The sequence below is a fragment of the Vibrio sp. genome, from assembly GCF_038138445.1.
GTDB lineage: Bacteria > Pseudomonadota > Gammaproteobacteria > Enterobacterales > Vibrionaceae > Vibrio.
On the sequence record NZ_JAYQDQ010000076.1, the window covers coordinates 1 to 19,490 of the forward strand.

The 19,490-nt window shown below is 43.0% G+C and carries 21 protein-coding genes and 1 tRNA gene; 19 read left to right on the top strand and 3 right to left on the bottom strand.

The genetic code is table 11. From position 1 onward, the window contains the following. Positions 1-256 precede the first annotated feature (256 nt). A tRNA-Met gene (locus AAFM34_RS16360) sits at positions 257-333 on the top strand. Positions 334-1,033: 700 nt separating this feature from the next. On the opposite strand, the gene queG is transcribed toward AAFM34_RS16360, so the two are convergent. Then, positions 1,034-2,146 (bottom strand): tRNA epoxyqueuosine(34) reductase QueG, encoded by a 1,113-nt coding sequence (gene queG / locus AAFM34_RS16365; protein ID WP_341664594.1) that lies wholly within the window; start codon positions 2,144-2,146, stop codon positions 1,034-1,036. A 196-nt stretch (positions 2,147-2,342) separates the two neighbouring features. Between queG and tsaE the strand changes: the two genes are divergently transcribed. The 9 genes from tsaE (at position 2,343) to AAFM34_RS16410 (ending at position 11,703) form a co-directional block, all read left to right on the top strand. Continuing rightward, positions 2,343-2,804 (top strand): tRNA (adenosine(37)-N6)-threonylcarbamoyltransferase complex ATPase subunit type 1 TsaE, encoded by a 462-nt coding sequence (tsaE, locus tag AAFM34_RS16370; protein WP_341664596.1) that lies wholly within the window; start codon positions 2,343-2,345, stop codon positions 2,802-2,804. Further along, a complete protein-coding gene (locus AAFM34_RS16375) occupies positions 2,801-4,510 on the top strand; it encodes a LysM peptidoglycan-binding domain-containing protein (protein ID WP_341664598.1) in 1,710 nt (569 codons plus the stop codon). The genes tsaE and AAFM34_RS16375 overlap by 4 nt, the downstream gene beginning before the upstream one ends. Positions 4,511-4,518: 8 nt before the next feature. Beyond that, a complete protein-coding gene (mutL, locus tag AAFM34_RS16380; protein WP_341664600.1) occupies positions 4,519-6,510 on the top strand; it encodes a DNA mismatch repair endonuclease MutL in 1,992 nt (663 codons plus the stop codon). Next, positions 6,507-7,454 carry a tRNA (adenosine(37)-N6)-dimethylallyltransferase MiaA gene (gene miaA / locus AAFM34_RS16385; RefSeq protein WP_341664602.1) on the top strand — a complete coding sequence of 316 codons (948 nt, stop codon included), beginning with the start codon at positions 6,507-6,509 and terminating at the stop codon, positions 7,452-7,454. Before mutL ends, miaA begins: the two co-directional genes overlap by 4 nt. A 187-nt stretch (positions 7,455-7,641) precedes the next feature. Next, complete coding sequence (hfq, locus tag AAFM34_RS16390) at positions 7,642-7,908, top strand: RNA chaperone Hfq (protein WP_114787991.1); 267 nt, start codon at positions 7,642-7,644, stop codon at positions 7,906-7,908. Positions 7,909-7,949: 41 nt separating this feature from the next. Next, positions 7,950-9,239: a ribosome rescue GTPase HflX gene (gene hflX, locus AAFM34_RS16395; RefSeq protein ID WP_341664604.1), complete on the top strand. Its 1,290-nt coding sequence runs from the start codon at positions 7,950-7,952 to the stop codon at positions 9,237-9,239. A gap of 45 nt (positions 9,240-9,284) precedes the next feature. Continuing rightward, on the top strand, positions 9,285-10,475 hold the full coding sequence (gene hflK, locus AAFM34_RS16400; RefSeq protein ID WP_341664606.1) for an FtsH protease activity modulator HflK: 1,191 nt from the start codon (positions 9,285-9,287) through the stop codon (positions 10,473-10,475). A 2-nt stretch (positions 10,476-10,477) separates the two neighbouring features. Next, the gene (gene hflC, locus AAFM34_RS16405) at positions 10,478-11,458 is read left to right on the top strand and encodes a protease modulator HflC (protein ID WP_341664608.1); all 981 of its coding nucleotides are present in this window, start codon (positions 10,478-10,480) and stop codon (positions 11,456-11,458) included. Positions 11,459-11,517: 59 nt separating this feature from the next. After that, positions 11,518-11,703: a DUF2065 domain-containing protein gene (locus AAFM34_RS16410; RefSeq protein WP_239174761.1), complete on the top strand. Its 186-nt coding sequence runs from the start codon at positions 11,518-11,520 to the stop codon at positions 11,701-11,703. A gap of 3 nt (positions 11,704-11,706) precedes the next feature. Here the strand turns inward: AAFM34_RS16410 and AAFM34_RS16415 are convergent, their stop codons facing one another. Then, a complete protein-coding gene (locus tag AAFM34_RS16415) occupies positions 11,707-11,934 on the bottom strand; it encodes a SlyX family protein (RefSeq protein ID WP_152429420.1) in 228 nt (75 codons plus the stop codon). 2 nt (positions 11,935-11,936) lie between these two features. After that, the gene (locus AAFM34_RS16420; RefSeq protein ID WP_341664612.1) at positions 11,937-12,917 is read right to left on the bottom strand and encodes a hypothetical protein; all 981 of its coding nucleotides are present in this window, start codon (positions 12,915-12,917) and stop codon (positions 11,937-11,939) included. 138 nt (positions 12,918-13,055) lie between these two features. On the opposite strand from AAFM34_RS16420, the gene fkpA reads away from it, so the two are divergent. The 9 genes from fkpA to AAFM34_RS16465 form a co-directional block, all read left to right on the top strand. Next, positions 13,056-13,844 (top strand): FKBP-type peptidyl-prolyl cis-trans isomerase, encoded by a 789-nt coding sequence (fkpA, locus tag AAFM34_RS16425; RefSeq protein WP_341664614.1) that lies wholly within the window; start codon positions 13,056-13,058, stop codon positions 13,842-13,844. 165 nt (positions 13,845-14,009) lie between these two features. Further along, entirely contained in the window at positions 14,010-14,732 is a 723-nt protein-coding gene (locus tag AAFM34_RS16430) for a transcriptional regulator (RefSeq protein ID WP_341664616.1), read from the top strand. After that, positions 14,729-15,124, top strand: a complete 396-nt coding sequence (gene tusD, locus AAFM34_RS16435) for a sulfurtransferase complex subunit TusD (RefSeq protein ID WP_341664618.1) — start codon at positions 14,729-14,731, stop codon at positions 15,122-15,124. The genes AAFM34_RS16430 and tusD overlap by 4 nt, the downstream gene beginning before the upstream one ends. After that, on the top strand, positions 15,121-15,477 hold the full coding sequence (gene tusC / locus AAFM34_RS16440; RefSeq protein WP_341664620.1) for a sulfurtransferase complex subunit TusC: 357 nt from the start codon (positions 15,121-15,123) through the stop codon (positions 15,475-15,477). The genes tusD and tusC overlap by 4 nt, the downstream gene beginning before the upstream one ends. 7 nt (positions 15,478-15,484) lie before the next feature. Beyond that, complete coding sequence (gene tusB, locus AAFM34_RS16445; protein WP_341664622.1) at positions 15,485-15,760, top strand: sulfurtransferase complex subunit TusB; 276 nt, start codon at positions 15,485-15,487, stop codon at positions 15,758-15,760. Between the two features lie 185 nt (positions 15,761-15,945). After that, complete coding sequence (gene rpsL / locus AAFM34_RS16450) at positions 15,946-16,320, top strand: 30S ribosomal protein S12 (RefSeq protein ID WP_004399892.1); 375 nt, start codon at positions 15,946-15,948, stop codon at positions 16,318-16,320. 118 nt (positions 16,321-16,438) lie between these two features. Then, a complete protein-coding gene (rpsG, locus tag AAFM34_RS16455; protein ID WP_114788003.1) occupies positions 16,439-16,909 on the top strand; it encodes a 30S ribosomal protein S7 in 471 nt (156 codons plus the stop codon). A 160-nt stretch (positions 16,910-17,069) separates the two neighbouring features. Next, the gene (gene fusA / locus AAFM34_RS16460; protein WP_341664625.1) at positions 17,070-19,169 is read left to right on the top strand and encodes an elongation factor G; all 2,100 of its coding nucleotides are present in this window, start codon (positions 17,070-17,072) and stop codon (positions 19,167-19,169) included. Between the two features lie 155 nt (positions 19,170-19,324). After that, a partial coding sequence (locus AAFM34_RS16465) for a GTP-binding protein (RefSeq protein WP_229699521.1) occupies positions 19,325-19,490 on the top strand: 166 nt, incomplete at its 3' end.

The window sequence follows — 19,490 nt, forward strand, 5'->3', positions numbered from 1 at the left end:
AGCGACACTCGCTCAGTTATTAGAGCGCAACCTTACCAAGGTTGAGGTCACGCCTTTTTGTTATGAATAGGGAACCTCGTGTGTCGCTCCAATTTATAGTTGTCATCATACTTAATGGTGAAGCAAGCGACACTCGCTCAGTTATTAGAGCGCAACCTTACCAAGGTTGAGGTCACGCCTTTTTGTTATGAATAGGGAACCTCGTGTGTCGCTTAAAATTACAGCTCTCATCATGCTTTAATGATGACAATACGGACGCGGGGTGGAGCAGCTTGGTAGCTCGTCGGGCTCATAACCCGAAGGTCGTCGGTTCAAATCCGGCCCCCGCAACCAAAATTAAGGTATTGTAACTGCATTCTCTTCGAGTTTTGCATTTTGCAGACCAGCGAAGTTACTAGATGAATATACGAAGTTCACTCTTCTTTTAAAGAATGCTAATCCTAATTCAGCTATTAGAACGCATTATCTTTAGATAAAGAATCTAGTACTCCGCTCAAAGCCCTTCATAGACCCAGTACTTAATACGGCAAAGGTCACTGCTCTTTTTATAATGCTGTGAAGCATAAACCCACCAATTTACTAATTTGTTAAGATTAGGCTTAGCACATGTTCTATGTGCCAAAGCTTAAAGTAACTTACATTTTTTATTTCAGTCTAGGCCTTATTTGGGCTGGATTTCTTTAAAAAACTAACAGACTTATCCACAGATGGTTTCTTGTGGATAAAGTGGTGAGTAACCTGAATATTTGCTGGAGTTCTGAGAGCTTTTTTGACGATCTTTTATCTCATAATTTTTTATTTTAATTCTAAAATTAACTGTAAGCGCATGTATTTAAAGGGTTTTGTCGTGGTTTTAGGAGTTTTCTAAGGTTATTTACTTGATCATTAAGTGAATATTTCTTGATCTTAGTCATTGGCGATAAATGTGATTAACTTCTGTATATGAAAGAAAACAATCAATCAAATTTTGCTTTTTCCACATTTCACATCTTTAGACCTAGGTCAAGTTATTACCATTGAATAGATGAAACATTTACGCATCTCTTGGTAATCCTTTCTGTACTATTCGTATAAGCCTATCTAGCTTAGTCGAAGAGGTGGGAATTTGTGTGATTTGTTGCTCAATTGCCCAATTAATATGCTCATCTAATATCGCGCTCATCCCTAGCCGTTGTTCGAGTGCATTAATAATACTAGTCGAATATGGGGCATTGCCCATAGCAATTGATAAATTTCGTAGCCACTGAATATGACCTATCCTTCTTATTGCTGATCCTTCCATGTTTTTTAGGAAGGTTTGCTCATCCCAACTAAAAAGTGCCAATAAATCAGGAGATGATAGGGCCGATCGGCGGTGAAAGTCGTCCTCATTAGTCACATTGGCAAAGCGATTCCATGGACAAACAAGCTGGCAATCATCGCAACCGTATATACGATTACCCATTGGTTTACGGAATTCTTCTGGAATGATGCCATCATATTCGATTGTCAGATAGGAAATACAACGCCTAGCGTCTACTATTCCGTCTGCAACAATGGCTTGAGTAGGACATGAAGTTATACAAGAGGAACATTTACCACAATCCCCTATATGGGGTTGATCTACTGGTAATGGTAAGTCGACTAATAGTTCTCCTAAGAAGAACCAAGAGCCGCATTCTTTGTCGAGTAGAAGTGAATGTTTACCAGTCCAGCCTAGACCAGCCTTTTGTGCAAGAGGACGTTCTAATATGGGAGCAGAGTCTACAAAAGGGCGATAACCATATTGACCAACCTCTTGCTCTATTTTCTGCCCAAGTTTTTTTAACTGGCTTCTCACCAGTTTATGATAATCTCGTCCGAGTGCATAACGGCTAATGTAAGCGTGATTTGGTTGTGCAAGATTGGCTGCGAATTGAGCCTCAGGTGGAAGGTAATCCATACGAACACTGATCACCCTCATAGTGCCAGGGACAAGTTCATTAGGACGCGCACGCTTCATGCCATGGCGAGCCATCCAATCCATTTCTCCATGGTATCCAGCATCCAACCAACTTTGTAAGCTTGATTCATGCTCTCGCAAGTCGACATCACTAATTCCCGCTTTTTGAAAACCAAGCTCTTTTGCCCAGACTTTGATCTTGTTTGCTAGTTCTTGATAGTTCATTCTAATAGCTCTGTGAAACGGGAGGCGGATCTTATCGGATCTTTTTTATTGAATCTAGCAGCCAAAACAGAGAATTCATGCCAGAATAACAGGAATTTGGTTTTTACTTACACAACAGGCCTTGTCTGATAATTCCAACCCAGTTTACTATTCTTATTCTTTTATTTTTATCGTCACCGAGTAGAGATTGATCTTCATGACCACGAAACAGTTTGCCCTTAAAGATGAACATGCCACTATTGCATTGGGGGCACAATTGGCAAATCTATGTACTAAGCAAACAACCATTTATTTGCATGGGGATTTAGGGGCAGGTAAAACTACTTTGAGTCGAGGGTTTGTCCGTGCTCTTGGTCATACAGGGAATGTAAAAAGTCCGACTTATACCCTAGTTGAACCTTATCAATTGGCTCAGTGGCAGGTTTACCATTTTGATCTTTACCGCTTGTCGGACCCTGAAGAGCTAGAGTTCATGGGTATTCGAGATTATTTTACTTCTGATGCTATTTGTCTTGTGGAGTGGCCAGAGAAAGGCGAAGGACTACTTCCATGCGCTGATTTAGACATTGAGCTCAGCTACTCCGGTGAACAGCGAATGGTTACGCTTGTTGCCAATAGCGGTTATGGTTCTCAATTAGTTGAACAGTTAGAGTTATGACATTCAATATATTCTCAAAGTTTGCCTGCGCTTTTTGGCTTTTTGTTTTACCTGTCTCCGTCTGGGCAAATGCCTTACAAGGCGTACGAGTTTGGCCGTCTCCTGATGAAACACGAGTGGTGATTGATCTGGCCTCAGAAGCTGAATATAGCTACTTTTCACTCAGCACTCCTCAAAGGCTGGTTGTCGATCTTAAGCAAACGAGCTTAAGTACCCAACTACCAATTAATGTTTCAGACAGTCCTGTACTTAAGAAAATTCGGCGAAGTTCTCCGCCAGAGAAGGGTACCTACCGGTTAGTGCTTGAGTTAAAAAATCGTGTTGAACCTCAGTTATTCAAGCTTGCTCCTACTCCAGGTGGGCAGTATGGTCACAGATTAGTGATAGATATGCCTCATGGAGCGTTGTCTTCAAACCAAGTATCTACCAAGCCTAGTGTGCCGCAAGTAAGTCGCGACGCATCGCAACTATTTGGGACCGCTGATATTGTAGTGGCTATTGATGCTGGTCATGGTGGTGAAGATCCTGGCTCAATAGGCCCTTCTCGGAAGTATGAAAAGCATGCAACTTTGGCAATTTCAAAGAAAATTGCAAATCAGATTAATGCTGTACCCGGAATGAAAGCGGTATTAACTCGCCGTGGAGATTATTTTGTTAACCTGAATAAACGCTCTGAAATTGCTCGAACTAATAAAGCACATTTGTTGGTTTCTGTTCATGCCGATGCATTTAGTTCTCCTCAGCCGCGCGGTGGCTCGGTATTTGTCCTCAATACTCGCCGTGCTAACTCAGAAATTGCTCGCTGGGTGGAAAATCACGAAGAGCAATCGCAATTATTAGGCGGAGCAGGAGAAGTTCTAGCTAAAAATAATAGCGATAAAAACATTAGCCAAACCTTGTTAGATTTACAATTTAGCCATTCCCAGAAAGAAGGATATAAGGTCGCGACCCAGATCCTGCAACAAATGGGCAGGGAAGGCATCAAGTTACATAAAAAAAATCCTGTCAATGCTAGCTTGGCTGTGTTGAAGTCACCTGATATACCTTCTGTTCTAGTCGAAACTGGCTTTATTTCTAACCCAACAGAAGAGCGATTATTGTTTCAACGTAGCCATCAAGACAAACTTGCGAGAGCTTTAGCTAAAGCCATTGTTCAGTATTTTGAAGCTAGCCCGCCAGAGGGAACGCTATTTGCCAATCGAGGAAAGTCGATCAAACACAAAGTACAGAGAGGTGAATCGCTTTCTGTTATTGCTAAAAAATATGGCTCAACCACTCGAGCTATTATGCAAACCAACAAGCTCAAAAGCTCGAGTTTGGCTATTGGGCAAGTGTTGACTATTCCGGCGGCAAAAGGCGCGGTGCCAGTTCCTAGGTTAAGTAACCCGATAGAAACAAAAACCATTACGCATAAAGTTGCCAAAGGTGAATATCTAGGCAAGATTGCATCGCGGTATAAAGTATCCGTTGCCGATATTAAGCGAGAAAATAACTTAGGCTCAGATACATTAAAGTTAGGCCAAAAGCTTCGTATTACTGTCAGTATGAAAGATCAGCCTCTGAAGAAACATAAAGTCAAACGTGGAGAATTCCTTGGTAAAATCGCCCGTCAATATGGTGTTGGTGTGAGCACTATTCGCCAAGCTAATAATTTGCGCTCTGATCAACTTGCAGTTGGGCAAATTTTGATTATTCCCAATAAGTAGTATTGAGTATGACTATCAAGATCTTGCCTGCTCGTCTGGCAAACCAAATTGCAGCAGGGGAAGTGGTAGAAAGGCCTGCATCTGTTGTGAAAGAGCTGGTGGAAAACAGCTTGGATTCCGGGGCGACTCGGATCGATGTTGATATTGAAAAAGGTGGTTCAAAGCTTATTCGTGTGCGGGATAACGGCAGAGGTATAGCCAAAGACGAATTAAGCTTAGCCTTGAGTCGTCATGCAACATCAAAAATTGATTCTCTTGATGATCTAGAGGCTATCATGAGCTTGGGCTTTCGTGGTGAAGCCTTGGCGAGTATCAGTTCTGTATCACGTTTGACGCTAACGTCTCGTCCCGTAGCACAGGAGCAGGCATGGTCTGCTTATAGTGAGGGACGAGATATGCAAGTTAAGTTGCAGCCTACGGCCCATCCTATTGGTACAACCGTTGAAGTTTTAGACTTATTCTTCAATACTCCCGCTCGGCGCAAATTTCTTCGTACAGAAAAGACAGAGTTTACTCATATTGATGAGCTCCTCAAGCGTATTGCTTTGAGTCGTTTTGAAGTGACGATTAACCTCAAACATAACGGGAAGCTGGTTAAACAATATCGTGCTGCTCAGACAAAAGTACAAGAGGAAAAGCGTATTGCTGCGGTTTGTGGTAGTGGTTTTGTTCGCAATATGCTTAGGATTGAACTTGAGCATAATGGATTGAAGTTACACGGATGGATCACAACTCCAGAAGGTGCTCGGCAGCAAAGTGATCTTCAATATTGTTATGTCAATGGCCGAATGATGCGTGATAAATTAATCAATCACGCAATACGTCAAAGCTATGAAAGCAGCTTGCGTCCCGAGCAGTTTGCTACCTATGTGTTATTCATCGAGCTAGAAGCTTCTCAGGTAGATGTCAATGTGCATCCTGCTAAACATGAAGTGCGTTTTCATCAGGCACGTCTAGTTCATGATTTTATTTATCAGGCGCTCAGTGATGCTTTAGCACAAAGTGCTTATATCGAAAAAACGCCAGTCAATGCGTCTGCTTTTCATAAACCAGAGTCAGCTACACAAGTGGGCCAAGTAAACTTACATGAGAGCAACTCTGCTGTAGTTTGTGAATCTGTGTATGAGGCAATTGATAAAGTGCCAGCTTACCCAGGTCGAGCTGATTACGGGAAAAAGCCTACGCCCGATAATCACTCAGGCCTGATTCAAGAGACTCGCCAAACCAAAGATTGGCGTAGTAGCGAGTATGGGAAAAAAGATAAGTCACCAGACCAAGATAGATACGGTGAATCTACCCCGACTAAACAGCAAGTTGAGGCTTACACTGAACTACTCAAAACACCTGGTGTCGATAATATACGTCTAACTGCTGAGCCTAATAAGGCAGCATGTCAAAGTAGTGATATCTCTATTGCCACGGCTAGGGAAACGATAGAGGCGCTGGGCAAGGCGATTTGTGTTCTTCATGGGCAATATGTGCTTATGGGAGATAAGCAAGGCTCTAGGGTTGTATCTCTTGTTCAAGCGGAACGTATCCGTGTTCAAGGTCAGTTAAGCGTGGGTGATGACAACCTGAAGTCTCAGCCATTACTTGTTCCGCTTTCGTTAAGTCTTAGTTCAACCCAGATGCAGGCTGCTGAACAATACAAACCAGAGTTAGTCAAACTTGGTATTGATGTTAAGCAACGTAATACTGGTTCGCTTATGGTGATGGGTGTACCTCAACCACTTCGACAACAAAACTTACAACAATTGCTGCCGGATCTGTTATCTTACGCCGCTACGTTGTCAGAGGTAGAGCAAGGCTCGTATTTGTCACAATTATCTGCTTGGTTAACAAATCACATTGCATGCCCTAAAAGTGACTACACTTTGTCGGAAGCGATTCATATCATTGCAGAGATTGAACAACTATGGCAAGGCCGATTGCCTCTTGACGACCGTACATTTGTTTGCCCTGTTGATTTTTCTGCAACCATTGCAGCGATGAATTTATGACAAAAGAATTACCACTGGCTCTCTTTTTAATGGGGCCAACCGCATCAGGAAAAACGGATTTAGCGATTCGGTTGCGCAAGTTATTTCCGGTTGAGATTATATCGGTTGATTCAGCGCTTATCTATAAAGGTATGGATATCGGCACAGCTAAGCCAAATAGTGATGAGCTGTCAAAGGCACCGCATCGCCTAATTGATATTTTGGATCCTGTAGAAGCCTATTCAGCTGCAGACTTTCGCCATGATGCTCTTAAAGAAATGCATCTTATTTCCCAGCAAGGAAAGATACCACTTCTTGTTGGGGGTACAATGTTGTATTACAAAGCCTTATTGGAAGGTCTGTCACCACTGCCAGCTGCAAACGCTGAAATACGTCAGCAAATTGAACAAGAAGCATTGACGTATGGTTGGGATGTACTGCACGATCAATTAAAGCAAATCGACCCTGTATCTGCTGAGCGTATACATCCAAATGACCCTCAAAGATTGTCTCGGGCATTGGAAGTGTATAGAATTTCCGGTAAAACCTTAACTGAGCTCACTCAAACGAAAGGTGATAGCCTTCCGTTTCGTGTAAGACAGTTTGCGATAGCGCCCAAGGAAAGATCCGAGCTTCACCGTCGTATTGAGTTGAGATTTGATCAGATGATGAAAGCTGGATTTGAAGAGGAAGTGAAGAGTTTACATGCTCGACAGGATCTGCATTCTGATCTTCCTTCTATACGTTGTGTCGGTTATCGGCAGATGTGGGACTATTTGGAGGGGAATAGCACGCTTGATGAAGCGATCTTCAAAGGTATTTGTGCTACCCGCCAGTTGGCCAAGCGACAGATTACCTGGTTACGCAGCTGGGATGATCTAACTTGGTTAGATAGCGAAAACATAGAACAAGCCTTGGAAACTGTATCAAATACCATAGTATCTGATGGTTTTAGCTGTGTATAATGTGATCGCTTTTGCGTGAATGCACCTTGTAAAAGTTCAGTTACTTGAATTTTGGCCTTAAAGCCATCATAACAAGTAACGTCAGGGTGTTTTTTTATTCGTTTAGCTCAGATGCAAAGGCGCACCTAGTTTTTTGCGCACCACTAGCTAAATAATTAGAACAAAATTACAAAATAAGGAAAATAAAATGGCTAAGGGGCAATCTCTTCAAGACCCATTCTTAAATGCATTACGTCGTGAACGTATTCCAGTATCAATCTACCTAGTAAACGGAATTAAACTACAGGGCCAGATTGAGTCTTTCGATCAGTTTGTGATATTGCTGAAAAACACCGTAAACCAAATGGTTTATAAGCATGCAATTTCAACTGTGGTTCCTGCTCGTCCAGTTAGTCACCATAGTGGTGAACGTCCTCAGGGTGGTGAGCGCCAATCAGAAAAGTCAGAAGATTAGTACTCTGAACTTAATTAATTATGTTTTAAGGAGTTGATTGCTTGTTTGACCGTTACGAAGCCGGTGAGCGAGCCGTACTTGTTCATATCAACTTCACGCAAGAAGGGGAGTGGGAAGATCTCAGTGAGTTTGAAATGCTGGTATCTTCTGCTGGTGTTTCTAGCTTACAGGTTGTAACTGGGAGTCGTCAGTCACCACACCCCAAATACTATGTCGGTGAGGGTAAAGCTCAGGAAATTGCTCAGCTTGTGCGATTGTCGGGAGCTGATATCGTTATTTTTAACCATGCTCTATCGCCAGCCCAAGAACGAAATCTGGAATCTTTGTGTAAGTGTCGAGTGCTTGATCGAACGGGGCTTATTTTAGATATTTTTGCCCAGAGAGCTCGAACTCATGAGGGTAAATTGCAAGTAGAGCTTGCTCAACTCCGTCATATATCAACTCGTTTAATACGCGGTTGGACCCACCTTGAAAGACAAAAAGGGGGGATTGGTTTACGTGGGCCTGGTGAGACTCAGTTAGAAACAGACCGACGTTTATTGCGTGATCGTATTAAAGCTATTTTGCGTCGTTTGGAAAAAGTCGCAAAACAGAGAGAGCAAGGTCGGCGGGCTCGAAGTCGAGCACAAATTCCGACAATTTCTCTGGTAGGCTATACCAACGCTGGTAAGTCGACCCTATTTAACCGTATTACTCAAGCTGGTGTATACGCCGCAGATCAGTTGTTTGCCACACTCGATCCTACTTTGAGGAAAATCGAACTTGCTGATGTTGGGCCTGCTATTTTAGCGGATACGGTTGGTTTTATTAGACATTTACCTCATGACTTGGTTGCTGCTTTCAAAGCGACATTGCAAGAAACTCAAGAAGCTGACATTTTGTTACATGTTGTTGATGCCAGTGATGAGCGGTTTCGTGAGAATATTGTGGCAGTTCACGAAGTCCTAGAAGAAATTGATGCGCATGAAGTACCAGCTCTTCTAGTCATGAATAAAATTGATAGCCTTGAATCTCAATCTCCTCGTATTGAACGAGACGAAGATGGGATTCCCAGAGCCGTTTGGGTTTCGGCTATGGAAGGCGTGGGTATTGAACTTTTGTTTGATGCTTTAACCGAAAGGTTGGCAAGTCAAATGGTTCAATATCATTTGCGTATACCTCCTCAACATCAAGGTCGGATGCGCAGTACATTTTTTCAAATGAAATGTATTCAACAAGAAGACTATGATCAGGACGGCAATTTGTTGATCGATGTTAGGATGCAACAGGTCGACTGGTCTAGACTCGAAAAAAGAGAAGGGGCAGTTTTTCGTGACTTTATAGTTACTTAAATGACTGCTACAGTATAACGTCATATCAAATGATGGAGCTTTCTAATGGCGTGGAATGAGCCTGGTAATAATAACGGCAACAATGGCCGCGATAATGACCCTTGGGGCAATAATAATCGTGGTAATAAAGGTGGCCGTGATCAAGGACCGCCAGACTTAGACGAAGTATTTAATAAACTGAGTCAGAAACTGGGTGGAAAGTTTGGTGGTAGAAAAGGTGGCAATGGGGCCTCTATCGGTGGCGGAGGCGGAGCACTAGGTTTTGGTGTTATCGCGGTTATCGCTATCGCTATTTGGGTCTTTGCTGGTTTCTATACCATTGGTGAAGCAGAGCGTGGTGTTGTGCTACGCCTTGGAAAATATGATCGTGTGGTTGATCCAGGTTTGAACTGGCGTCCTCGGTTTATCGATGAAGTGACTCCTGTCAATGTCCAAGCAATACGTTCTTTGCGTTCTTCAGGTCTTATGTTGACCAAAGATGAGAATGTTGTGACGGTAGCGATGGATATTCAATATCGAGTGGCTGATCCATATAAATACTTATTTCGTGTGACAAACGCTGATGACAGCTTGCGTCAAGCGACTGATTCAGCGCTGCGTGCTGTGATAGGTGACTCACTGATGGATAGCATTCTAACCAGTGGACGTTTATCAATCAGACAGAATACGCAAGTCACTTTGGAAAATATTGTTGACAGTTACGATATGGGTATTGAAGTGGTTGCGGTGAACTTTGAAGATGCGCGTCCACCTGAAGAAGTTAAAGATGCATTTGATGATGCAACAGCTTCTCGTGAGGATGCTCAGCGATTTAAACGTGAAGCTGAAGCCTATCAGAACGATATTATCCCTAAAGCGAAAGGTCGTGCTGAGCGTCTACTTAAAGAAGCGCAAGGTTATAGCGAGCGAGTGGTCAATGGCGCTCTGGGTCAAGTCGCTCAGTTTGAGAAACTATTGCCAGAATACCAAGCATCTCCTGATGTCACGCGTAATCGCCTCTACCTAGACACAATGGAAAAGGTCTACGCCAATACATCGAAAGTTCTGATCGATTCTGAATCGAGTGGTAATCTTTTGTATCTGCCAATCGATAAGCTTAGAGAAGGTCAAACTAAGGCGAAAAGTCGTTCGATAAAAGAGACGTCAACCTATGACCAAATTGAATTGGAGCCACAATTGAACAGTCAGAATACTGATTCGTCATCTCGTTCTACGTCACGTCAAGGGAGATATTAATCATGCGTAAATTAATGATCCCAGTATTAGTTGTTGGCTTAGTACTGCTTCTTATGTCGCTATTTGTGATTCCAGAAGGCGAGCGCGGTATCGTGATTCGTTTCGGACGTGTACTGAAAGACAATAATGAAATAGCGCGCATTTATGAGCCAGGTCTTCACTTTAAGATGCCATTGTTCGACAAAGTAAAAACGCTAGATGCGAAAATCCAGACTATGGATGGCCGTTCAGATCGTTTTGTTACTTCTGAGAAAAAAGATGTACTGATCGACTCATATGTTAAGTGGCGTATTGAAGATTTTGGACAGTACTATCTTGCAACTGGTGGCGGTAATGCTGGTACAGCGCAAACGCTACTAGGCCGTAAAGTGACCGATGTGCTTCGTTCTGAAATCGGTGCGCGTGAAATCAAGCAAATTGTTTCGGGTCCTCGAAATAACGATATTCTGCCAGATAGCGCAGATAGCGAAGAAGTGACCACTGAAGCGGCGAAAGAAGCGCTTGAGGTCGATGGTGAACGTGACATCATTATGAAAAATGTGCTTAATGGCACACGTAAAGATGCGATGGAAGACTTGGGTATCCACATAGTGGATTTCCGGATGAAGAAAATAAACCTTCCAGATAGTATCAACCAGTCGATCTATAATCGTATGCGTGCTGAGCGTGAGTCAGTAGCTCGCCAATTCCGTTCTCAAGGACGTGAACAAGCAGAGGTTATTCGCGCTCAAGCAGAGCTGGAAGTGGCAACCATACTGGCAGAAGCAGATAAAACGGCTCGAGTCACTCGAGGTGGAGCGGATGCTCAGGCAGCGAAAATCTATGCTGAGGCATATAATAAAGACCCAGAGCTCTTTAGCTTTGTGCGCTCTTTACGTGCTTATGAAGAATCTTTCAGTGACAAGAGTGACATCTTAGTCTTGGATCCAAACAGTGAATTCTTCCAGTATATGAATAAAGCGTCTGGTATTGCTGCCAAGTAATATTAGGATAAATTTTTAAAGGCTCCTTAGCGGGAGCCTTTCTTTTTTGAGAGAAAGCTATGTCTAGTTCTTTATGGTTGGCAATAGGCTTGGTGTTGATCGTCGAAGGTTTAGGGCCTTTGGTTGCTCCCAATGGTTGGCGTAATATGGTTCGTCAACTCAGCGATCAGCAAGATAACCAATTACGTAGGATAGGAGGGTGTTTAGTGGTTGCAGGGATAGTGATCGCTTATGTTTTTCACTAACAACTAGTAATGGGGAGGTGGTGTTTCTTGCGCAGGATCCGCTAGGTTTGATGAATCGATATTCTTGACCTTCCCGACGACATACTTCATCTGATCTTGCATTTTTGAGATGAGTAATTGCTGCTGGCTCAAGGCTTCATTGAGTGATTCAACAGTTTGTTCCTGAAAAGCAAGCTGACATTCGAGATCGTTGATGCGATTTTCTAATTCTTGTATGTGTTTTTCTGTCATGACTAATAGTCTACCTTCCAAGCTTGAGCGATCCCAGCTGATGAACCTGACACCACTCTATTTTTATCATCAAAGGCTGCATCATACACTACCGCACGCGGAGGGCGAGTATCTTTTAGTGGCTCTGCCTCAAATCCATCTACCCTCTTCCCTGATTGAGTATTCCAAACCATTATCCGGCTTGAAGGAGTGCCAGTCACAAGGTACTGACCATCATCTGAAAAGCGAGCGGTAGAAAAAATAAGTTGGCGAGAAAAACTGCGCAGTTTGGACACCTGCTTACCCGTTTTAAGATCCCAGATGATGGCTTGGTTTCCTCCATCTGAGGTAAAAGCAAACAAGCCATCTCTTTGTAATGTGACTCGATTGATCCGCTGTTCGTGTTTAAAGCTTCTGATAATCTGGCCGTTGCGCGTGTCCCATAAATAGGCGGTATAGTCATTGCCGCCTGATAGTGCGTAGCGACCATTCGGTGATAAAGCGACCGAATTGACTTTTTCATTATGTGCAAGGAACTCTAACCGTCTTCCGGTGACTAAGTTGACGTAGATGGCTTTGCCGTTGGATAGACCAAGTAAAACTTGTTCGCCATTACTGGCAATGTCGATATCGCGGATTAAACCGTCTGATATGGACCATAATCCCTGTGCTTGTGTCCAAGCGAGATCCCACACCGCAAAGTTTATTTGGGTCGCAGTGACTGCGAATCGGCCATTATCTGATATACGGATTCGAGAAACAGTACTTGCTTGAGGATCTTGCTCTCCTAAAGAGGCAAGTTCTTTATTTTGGTTGAGATCCCATAGGACTAGTTGGTGTTCTTTAGAGTACACCAAAGCAAATCGTGCATCTCGACTCAAGGCAAAGCTAGTGGTTCCTAGGGACTCAATGACCCACCGTTGGTCATCCTGTGTGGAGAAAAAGCAACCATTTAACGTAGAGATGACAAACACAAGTAACAGAGTGTGAAAAATAATTCGCATTAACTACAAAGATCCGCTTAAGTTAACGTTTAATTTAAACGCATATTGGTTATAGTGGTACAACATACTTGCATGCACCAGTCCAAATTGCAGATTTGTGCACAAAGACAAATGGTTAGCCATTAATTGGAGAATTAAATGAAATCTATTTTTAAGGTGTCGCTGCTTGCAGCAACAGTAATGTTAGCGGTTGGTTGTCAAAAAGACGATGAAACAAAAGCAGATGCGGCACCTGCAGCCGATCAAGCGGTAGTAAAGACGGTTGAGTTTAAAACAGACGATGAGAAAGCTGCATATGCGATTGGTGTTTCTTTTGCAAACTATCTAAACACCAGTCTAGATAAGCCAAATGAGATTGGTATTAATCTGGATAAAGAATTGGTCCTTAAAGGTATCGAGCATGTATTTGAAGGCAAACCAGAGCTCAATGAAGAAGAGACTCGTTCTGCTCTTGAAGCTCTAGATAAGCGTGTTGCTGAAACCATGCAAAAGCAGTCAGCGGAAAAAGCGGCTGAAGCGAAGAAAGCCGGAGACGACTTCCGTGCAGAGTTTGCTAAGCAAGACGGTGTGAAGAAAACTGAGTCAGGCCTTCTATATCAGGTAGTGACTCCGGCCAAAGGTGAGCAACCTAAAGACACAGATACTGTACAAGTGCACTATAAAGGCACTCTTATCGACGGCACACAATTTGATAGCTCTTATGATCGCGGTGAGCCTGCAACTTTCCCACTTAATCGTGTGATTTCTGGTTGGACAGAAGGCGTGCAACTCATGCCTGTAGGTTCTAAGTACAAATTTGTTATCCCACCAGAGCTAGCTTATGGAGAGCAAGATACGCCAAGTATCCCTGCAAACTCAACGCTGGTATTTGAAGTAGAGCTACTAAAAATCGATAATGCTGAAGAAGCGGAGCAAGCGATTCAGTAACCTCAGTTTTTCACGAAATAAAGGCCTGATTTTGTCAGGCCTTTTGTTTTTGTCTGATGAATAATTTGTTCTAAATCACTAGATGGTGGTGTCGCTAGGTATTCGATTCAAATTTTCTGATAAACTTACACCAATTTGTTGATTTTTCGCTCTAAGGCTTAAAAAGTGACAACTACAGAAACAGTTAATACGGATATGTTACTTGAAATGGAATCGGTCAATGTGATGCCATTTAGTGAGCATGATAAGATTATTCTCAGATCTTATGAGGCAGTAGTGGATGGGATTGCCAGTTTAATTGGCCCATTTTGTGAAATCGTGCTCCATTCCTTGGAAGATCTTAATACCTCGGCAATCAAAATTGCTAATGGTGAAAATACTGGACGTCAGGTAGGTTCGCCGATTACTGATCTTGCATTAAAGATGCTGCGTGATATCGAAGGTTCAGAGCGTAACTTTTCGCGTTCTTATTTCACTCGTGCCAAAGGTGGCGTCTTAATGAAATCGATCACCGTTGCCATCCGTAATGGTGAAAATCGAGTGATAGGCTTGCTATGCGTTAACGTCAACCTCGATACACCTTTCTCTCAGGTGTTGCAATCTTTCATGCCATCAGAAGAAGCTAAACAAGCTGCATCTTCTGTGAACTTTGCCAGCGATGTTGAAGAATTGGTCGATAAAACGGTTGAGCGGACCATCGAAGAAATCAATGCCGATAAATCCGTATCGAATAACACCAAAAACCGCCAAATTGTCATGGAGTTATACGTTAAAGGTATTTTTGATATTAAAGATGCAATTAATCGGGTGGCTGACAGGCTGAATATTTCGAAACACACGGTTTATCTTTATATCCGTCAGCGCAAAACAGAGGATGAGGAGAGTTGAATCCTTTAACCTATACCCTAGTGGTTAATGGCTCAGTGTATGGAGACCAATCTGCACGCACTGCATACCAGTTTGCTGCTAGCTTAATCAATCAGGGCCATCATTTAGTGAGTGTGTTTTTCTACCAAGATGGTGTAACTAATGGATCGTCACTAACTGTACCGGCAAATGATGAATTCAACCTCGTTAAGGCGTGGCAAGCATTAGCCCAAAAGCACAGCATACGATTGGAAACTTGTGTGGCTGCGGCATTGCGCCGTGGTGTGGTTAGTCAAGATGAAGCAAATCAGCACAATCTTGTGCAAAATAATCTTGCGGAAGGCTTTGAACAAGCAGGGCTTGGCAGTTTAGCCGAAGCGATGTTGACGCAAGATAGAGTGGTGCAGTTTTGAGCTCGTTGACGTATATATTTAGGAGCGCACCACATGGCTGTGCGTCTGGGCGTGAAGGGGTGGATGCTCTTTTGGCCGCTTCTGCTTATTGTGAAAATATTCGAGTGATATTTATTGGCGATGGTGTTTACCAATTGCTAGCTAGTCAGCAAACCCAAAATATACTCAGTAAAAACTATGCGCCTATGCTTAAGCTGTTTGAGCTTTATGATATTGAGCAAGTGTTTGTTTGTCGCGATTCTTTATTAGAAAGAGGGCTGCAACAGGCCGATCTTGTTATCGATGCTCAAAGGTTAGATGCTGACGGTATTAAATCGCAGATCCATTGCTCAGACAAACTTCTCTCATTTTAGGATTGTTATGTTACATATTGTTAAATCAATAACAGCACTGGAAGAAGTAAGAAAAGTGTACGCAGATAATGACGTTTTGCTGCTCATTCAAGATGCAGTGTATGCAGTAAATCCGCTACATAAAACCTTCCCGATACTAAAAAATTTGAATACCTTTGTACTTCAAAGTGATTTAGAGGCGAGAGGCATCTTTAACCGAGTCAGTCCATCAGTGAATATTGTTGATTATGATGGTTTTGTGACACTCACTGCTGAATGTTCTACCTCCCTTACTTGGAACTGATCTCACTTCTTCTTTTCGTTATCAAGCAAGCTTTATCAAGATTCATCAGAGTTGGATAAAAAAGATTCGTATATTTCTTGACACACATCTCACTGCTTAATAGAATTTTGCGTCCCTAATTGTCTTTGATGATTGGGGATAGATTTTTCACAAAGCTTACTTTCAAGTAATTCAGGAGCTAGTTAATGGCAACTATTAACCAGTTGGTACGTAAGCCTCGTGCTAAGCAAGTTGTTAAAAGCAACGTGCCAGCACTAGAAGCGTGCCCACAAAAACGTGGTGTATGTACTCGTGTTTACACTACTACACCTAAAAAACCTAACTCAGCACTTCGTAAAGTTTGTCGTGTACGTTTGACAAACGGTTTCGAAGTAACTTCGTACATCGGTGGTGAAGGTCACAACCTTCAGGAGCACTCGGTTGTTCTAATCCGTGGTGGTCGTGTTAAAGACCTTCCTGGTGTGCGTTACCACACTGTACGTGGTGCACTTGACTGTGCAGGCGTTAATGACCGTAAACAAGGTCGTTCTAAGTACGGTGTGAAGCGTCCTAAGTCTTAATGCCCTTCTTGTTATAAAGAAGCGTTAAGTAAGGCCAAACACCAAAAATTCATTATTAATTTTTGAAGAAACTGAAAAGTTTTGGATAACCTGAAGAATAAGACAACGGAGAAATACCATGCCACGTCGTCGCGTCATTGGTCAGCGTAAGATCCTTCCAGATCCTAAGTTCAAATCAGAACTGCTGGCAAAATTCGTTAACATCCTTATGGTTGACGGTAAAAAATCTACTGCAGAGAAAATTGTTTACACTGCACTAGACACTATGGCTGAGAAATCTGGTAAAGATCACTTAGCTGTATTTGAAGAAGCTCTTGAAAATGTTCGTCCTGCGGTAGAGGTTAAATCTCGCCGTGTGGGTGGTTCAACTTACCAAGTTCCTGTAGAAGTGCGTCCTGTTCGTCGTAATGCACTTGCTATGCGTTGGGTAGTTGAAGCTGCGCGTAAGCGTGGTGAAAAATCTATGGCTGCTCGCCTAGCTGCTGAAATGCTAGATGCCGCAGACAACAAAGGTACTGCTGTTAAGAAACGTGAAGACGTTCACCGTATGGCAGAAGCGAACAAAGCGTTTGCTCATTACCGCTGGTAATACCTTTCAGTGCCGCGAGACTCCTCGCGGTACTACTCTAGTTCCTATGCGTAAGCTTAGGAACTATTGCTATATCTAGCGCGCTGAAAACTGACATAGTGTCATTTAAGTAAGGCGAGACTAGCAATAGCAATAGTCCCTAATTCAAGAGGATTCAACCGTGGCTCGTAAAACACCTATTGAGCGCTACCGAAATATTGGCATCGTTGCCCACGTAGATGCGGGTAAAACCACTACAAGTGAACGTATTCTTTTCTATACTGGCCTATCTCACAAAATTGGTGAAGTTCACGATGGTGCTGCCACCATGGACTGGATGGAACAAGAACAAGAGCGTGGTATTACAATCACCTCTGCAGCAACCACCACTTTTTGGCGTGGTATGGAAGCTCAATTCCAAGATCACCGCATCAATATCATAGATACTCCTGGACACGTTGATTTTACTATCGAAGTTGAGCGTTCTTTACGTGTGCTTGATGGCGCTGTTGTTGTATTTTGTGGTTCATCAGGTGTAGAACCTCAGTCAGAGACTGTTTGGCGTCAGGCTGATAAGTATCATGTTCCTCGTATGGTTTTCGTTAATAAGATGGATCGTGCGGGTGCTGATTTTCTGCGTGTCGTCGATCAAATCAAAAAACGTCTTGGTGCTAACCCTGTACCAATTCAACTCAACGTTGGTGCGGAAGATGACTTCAAGGGCGTCATTGATCTGATTAAAATGAAAATGATCAATTGGAATGCCGAAGATCAAGGTACTACCTTCACCTATGAAGACATTCCTGCAGATATGGCTGAACTTGCAGAAGAGTGGCGCAACAACCTTGTTGAGTCAGCAGCAGAAGCAAGTGAAGAGCTAATGGATAAATACCTTGAAGAAGGTGAGTTGTCTGAAGCTGAGATAAAACAGGCATTACGTACACGTACACTTAATAATGAAATTGTTCTGGCTACATGTGGCAGTGCATTCAAAAACAAAGGTGTACAAGCGGTATTGGATGCGGTTGTTGAATACCTACCGTCTCCAATTGACGTACCAGCTATTAAAGGTGTTGATGAAAAAGACAACGAAGTTGAGCGTCATGCAGACGACAACGAACCCTTTGCAGCACTAGCGTTTAAAATAGCAACGGACCCATTTGTAGGTACGTTAACTTTCATGCGAGTTTACTCAGGTGTGGTTAACTCTGGTGATGCGGTGTACAACTCGGTTAAGCAAAAGAAAGAGCGTTTTGGCCGAATTGTACAAATGCACTCTAATAAGCGTGATGAGATTAAAGAAGTTCGTGCTGGTGATATTGCTGCGGCAATTGGCCTGAAAGATGTGACAACGGGTGATACCTTATGTGATCAAAACCATAAGGTGATTTTGGAACGTATGGAGTTCCCAGATCCGGTTATTCAAATTGCGGTCGAGCCTCGCTCTGTCGCCGACCAAGAAAAAATGGGTATTGCACTTGGTAAGCTTGCTGCAGAAGATCCATCTTTCAGAGTTGAAACGGACGATGAAACAGGTCAAACACTGATCTCTGGGATGGGTGAACTCCATCTTGATATCATTGTTGATCGCATGAAACGTGAATTCAGCGTTGACTGTAATGTTGGTAAACCTCAGGTGGCTTATCGAGAAACTATCCGTGGCAGTGCGGAAGTGGAAGGTAAATTTGTACGTCAATCTGGTGGTCGTGGTCAGTATGGTCACGTATGGATCAAACTGGAGCCGTCTGAACCTGGCGAAGGTTTTGTCTTTGTTGACGAAATTGTGGGTGGTGTGGTTCCGAAGGAATACATCAGTTCGGTAGCGAAAGGTATCGAAGAACAAATGAACAGTGGTGTTCTGGCGGGTTACCCAGTGCTAGACATAAAAGCAACCCTGTTTGATGGTTCTTACCATGATGTTGACTCTAACGAGATGGCGTTTAAGATCGCCGGCTCAATGGCATTTAAGAAGGGTTCATTAGAAGCACAACCTGTACTTCTAGAGCCAATGATGAATGTCGAAGTAACTACCCCTGAAGATTGGATGGGTGATGTTGTTGGTGACTTAAACCGTCGCCGCGGCATGATTGAAGGTATGGATGAAGGCGTGGCGGGTATTAAGATCATTCGCGCTCAAGTACCTCTGTCTGAAATGTTTGGCTACGCAACAGACTTGCGTTCTGCAACTCAAGGTCGTGCATCTTACTCGATGGAGTTCAATGAGTACGCAGAAGTGCCGAAAAACTTTGCCCAAGCAATCATTGCAGAGCGTGGTTACTAATAAAAACGTATTAACCTTTAAAAATAGCAAGACTTTTTTGAAGATCAATACGTCCAAATATTGCGCTGACGGACGTTGGCGCATAAAATAGCAAATTCTGGCGCGTCGTGATCAATAACGTTCGCGGCGAATCATAACTAGGAAGGAACACGATCGTGTCTAAAGAAAAATTTGAACGTACTAAACCGCACGTTAACGTTGGTACTATCGGCCACGTTGACCACGGTAAAACAACTCTAACTGCTGCAATCTGTACTACTCTAGCTAAAGTGTACGGCGGTGAAGCGAAAGACTTCGCATCAATCGATAACGCTCCAGAAG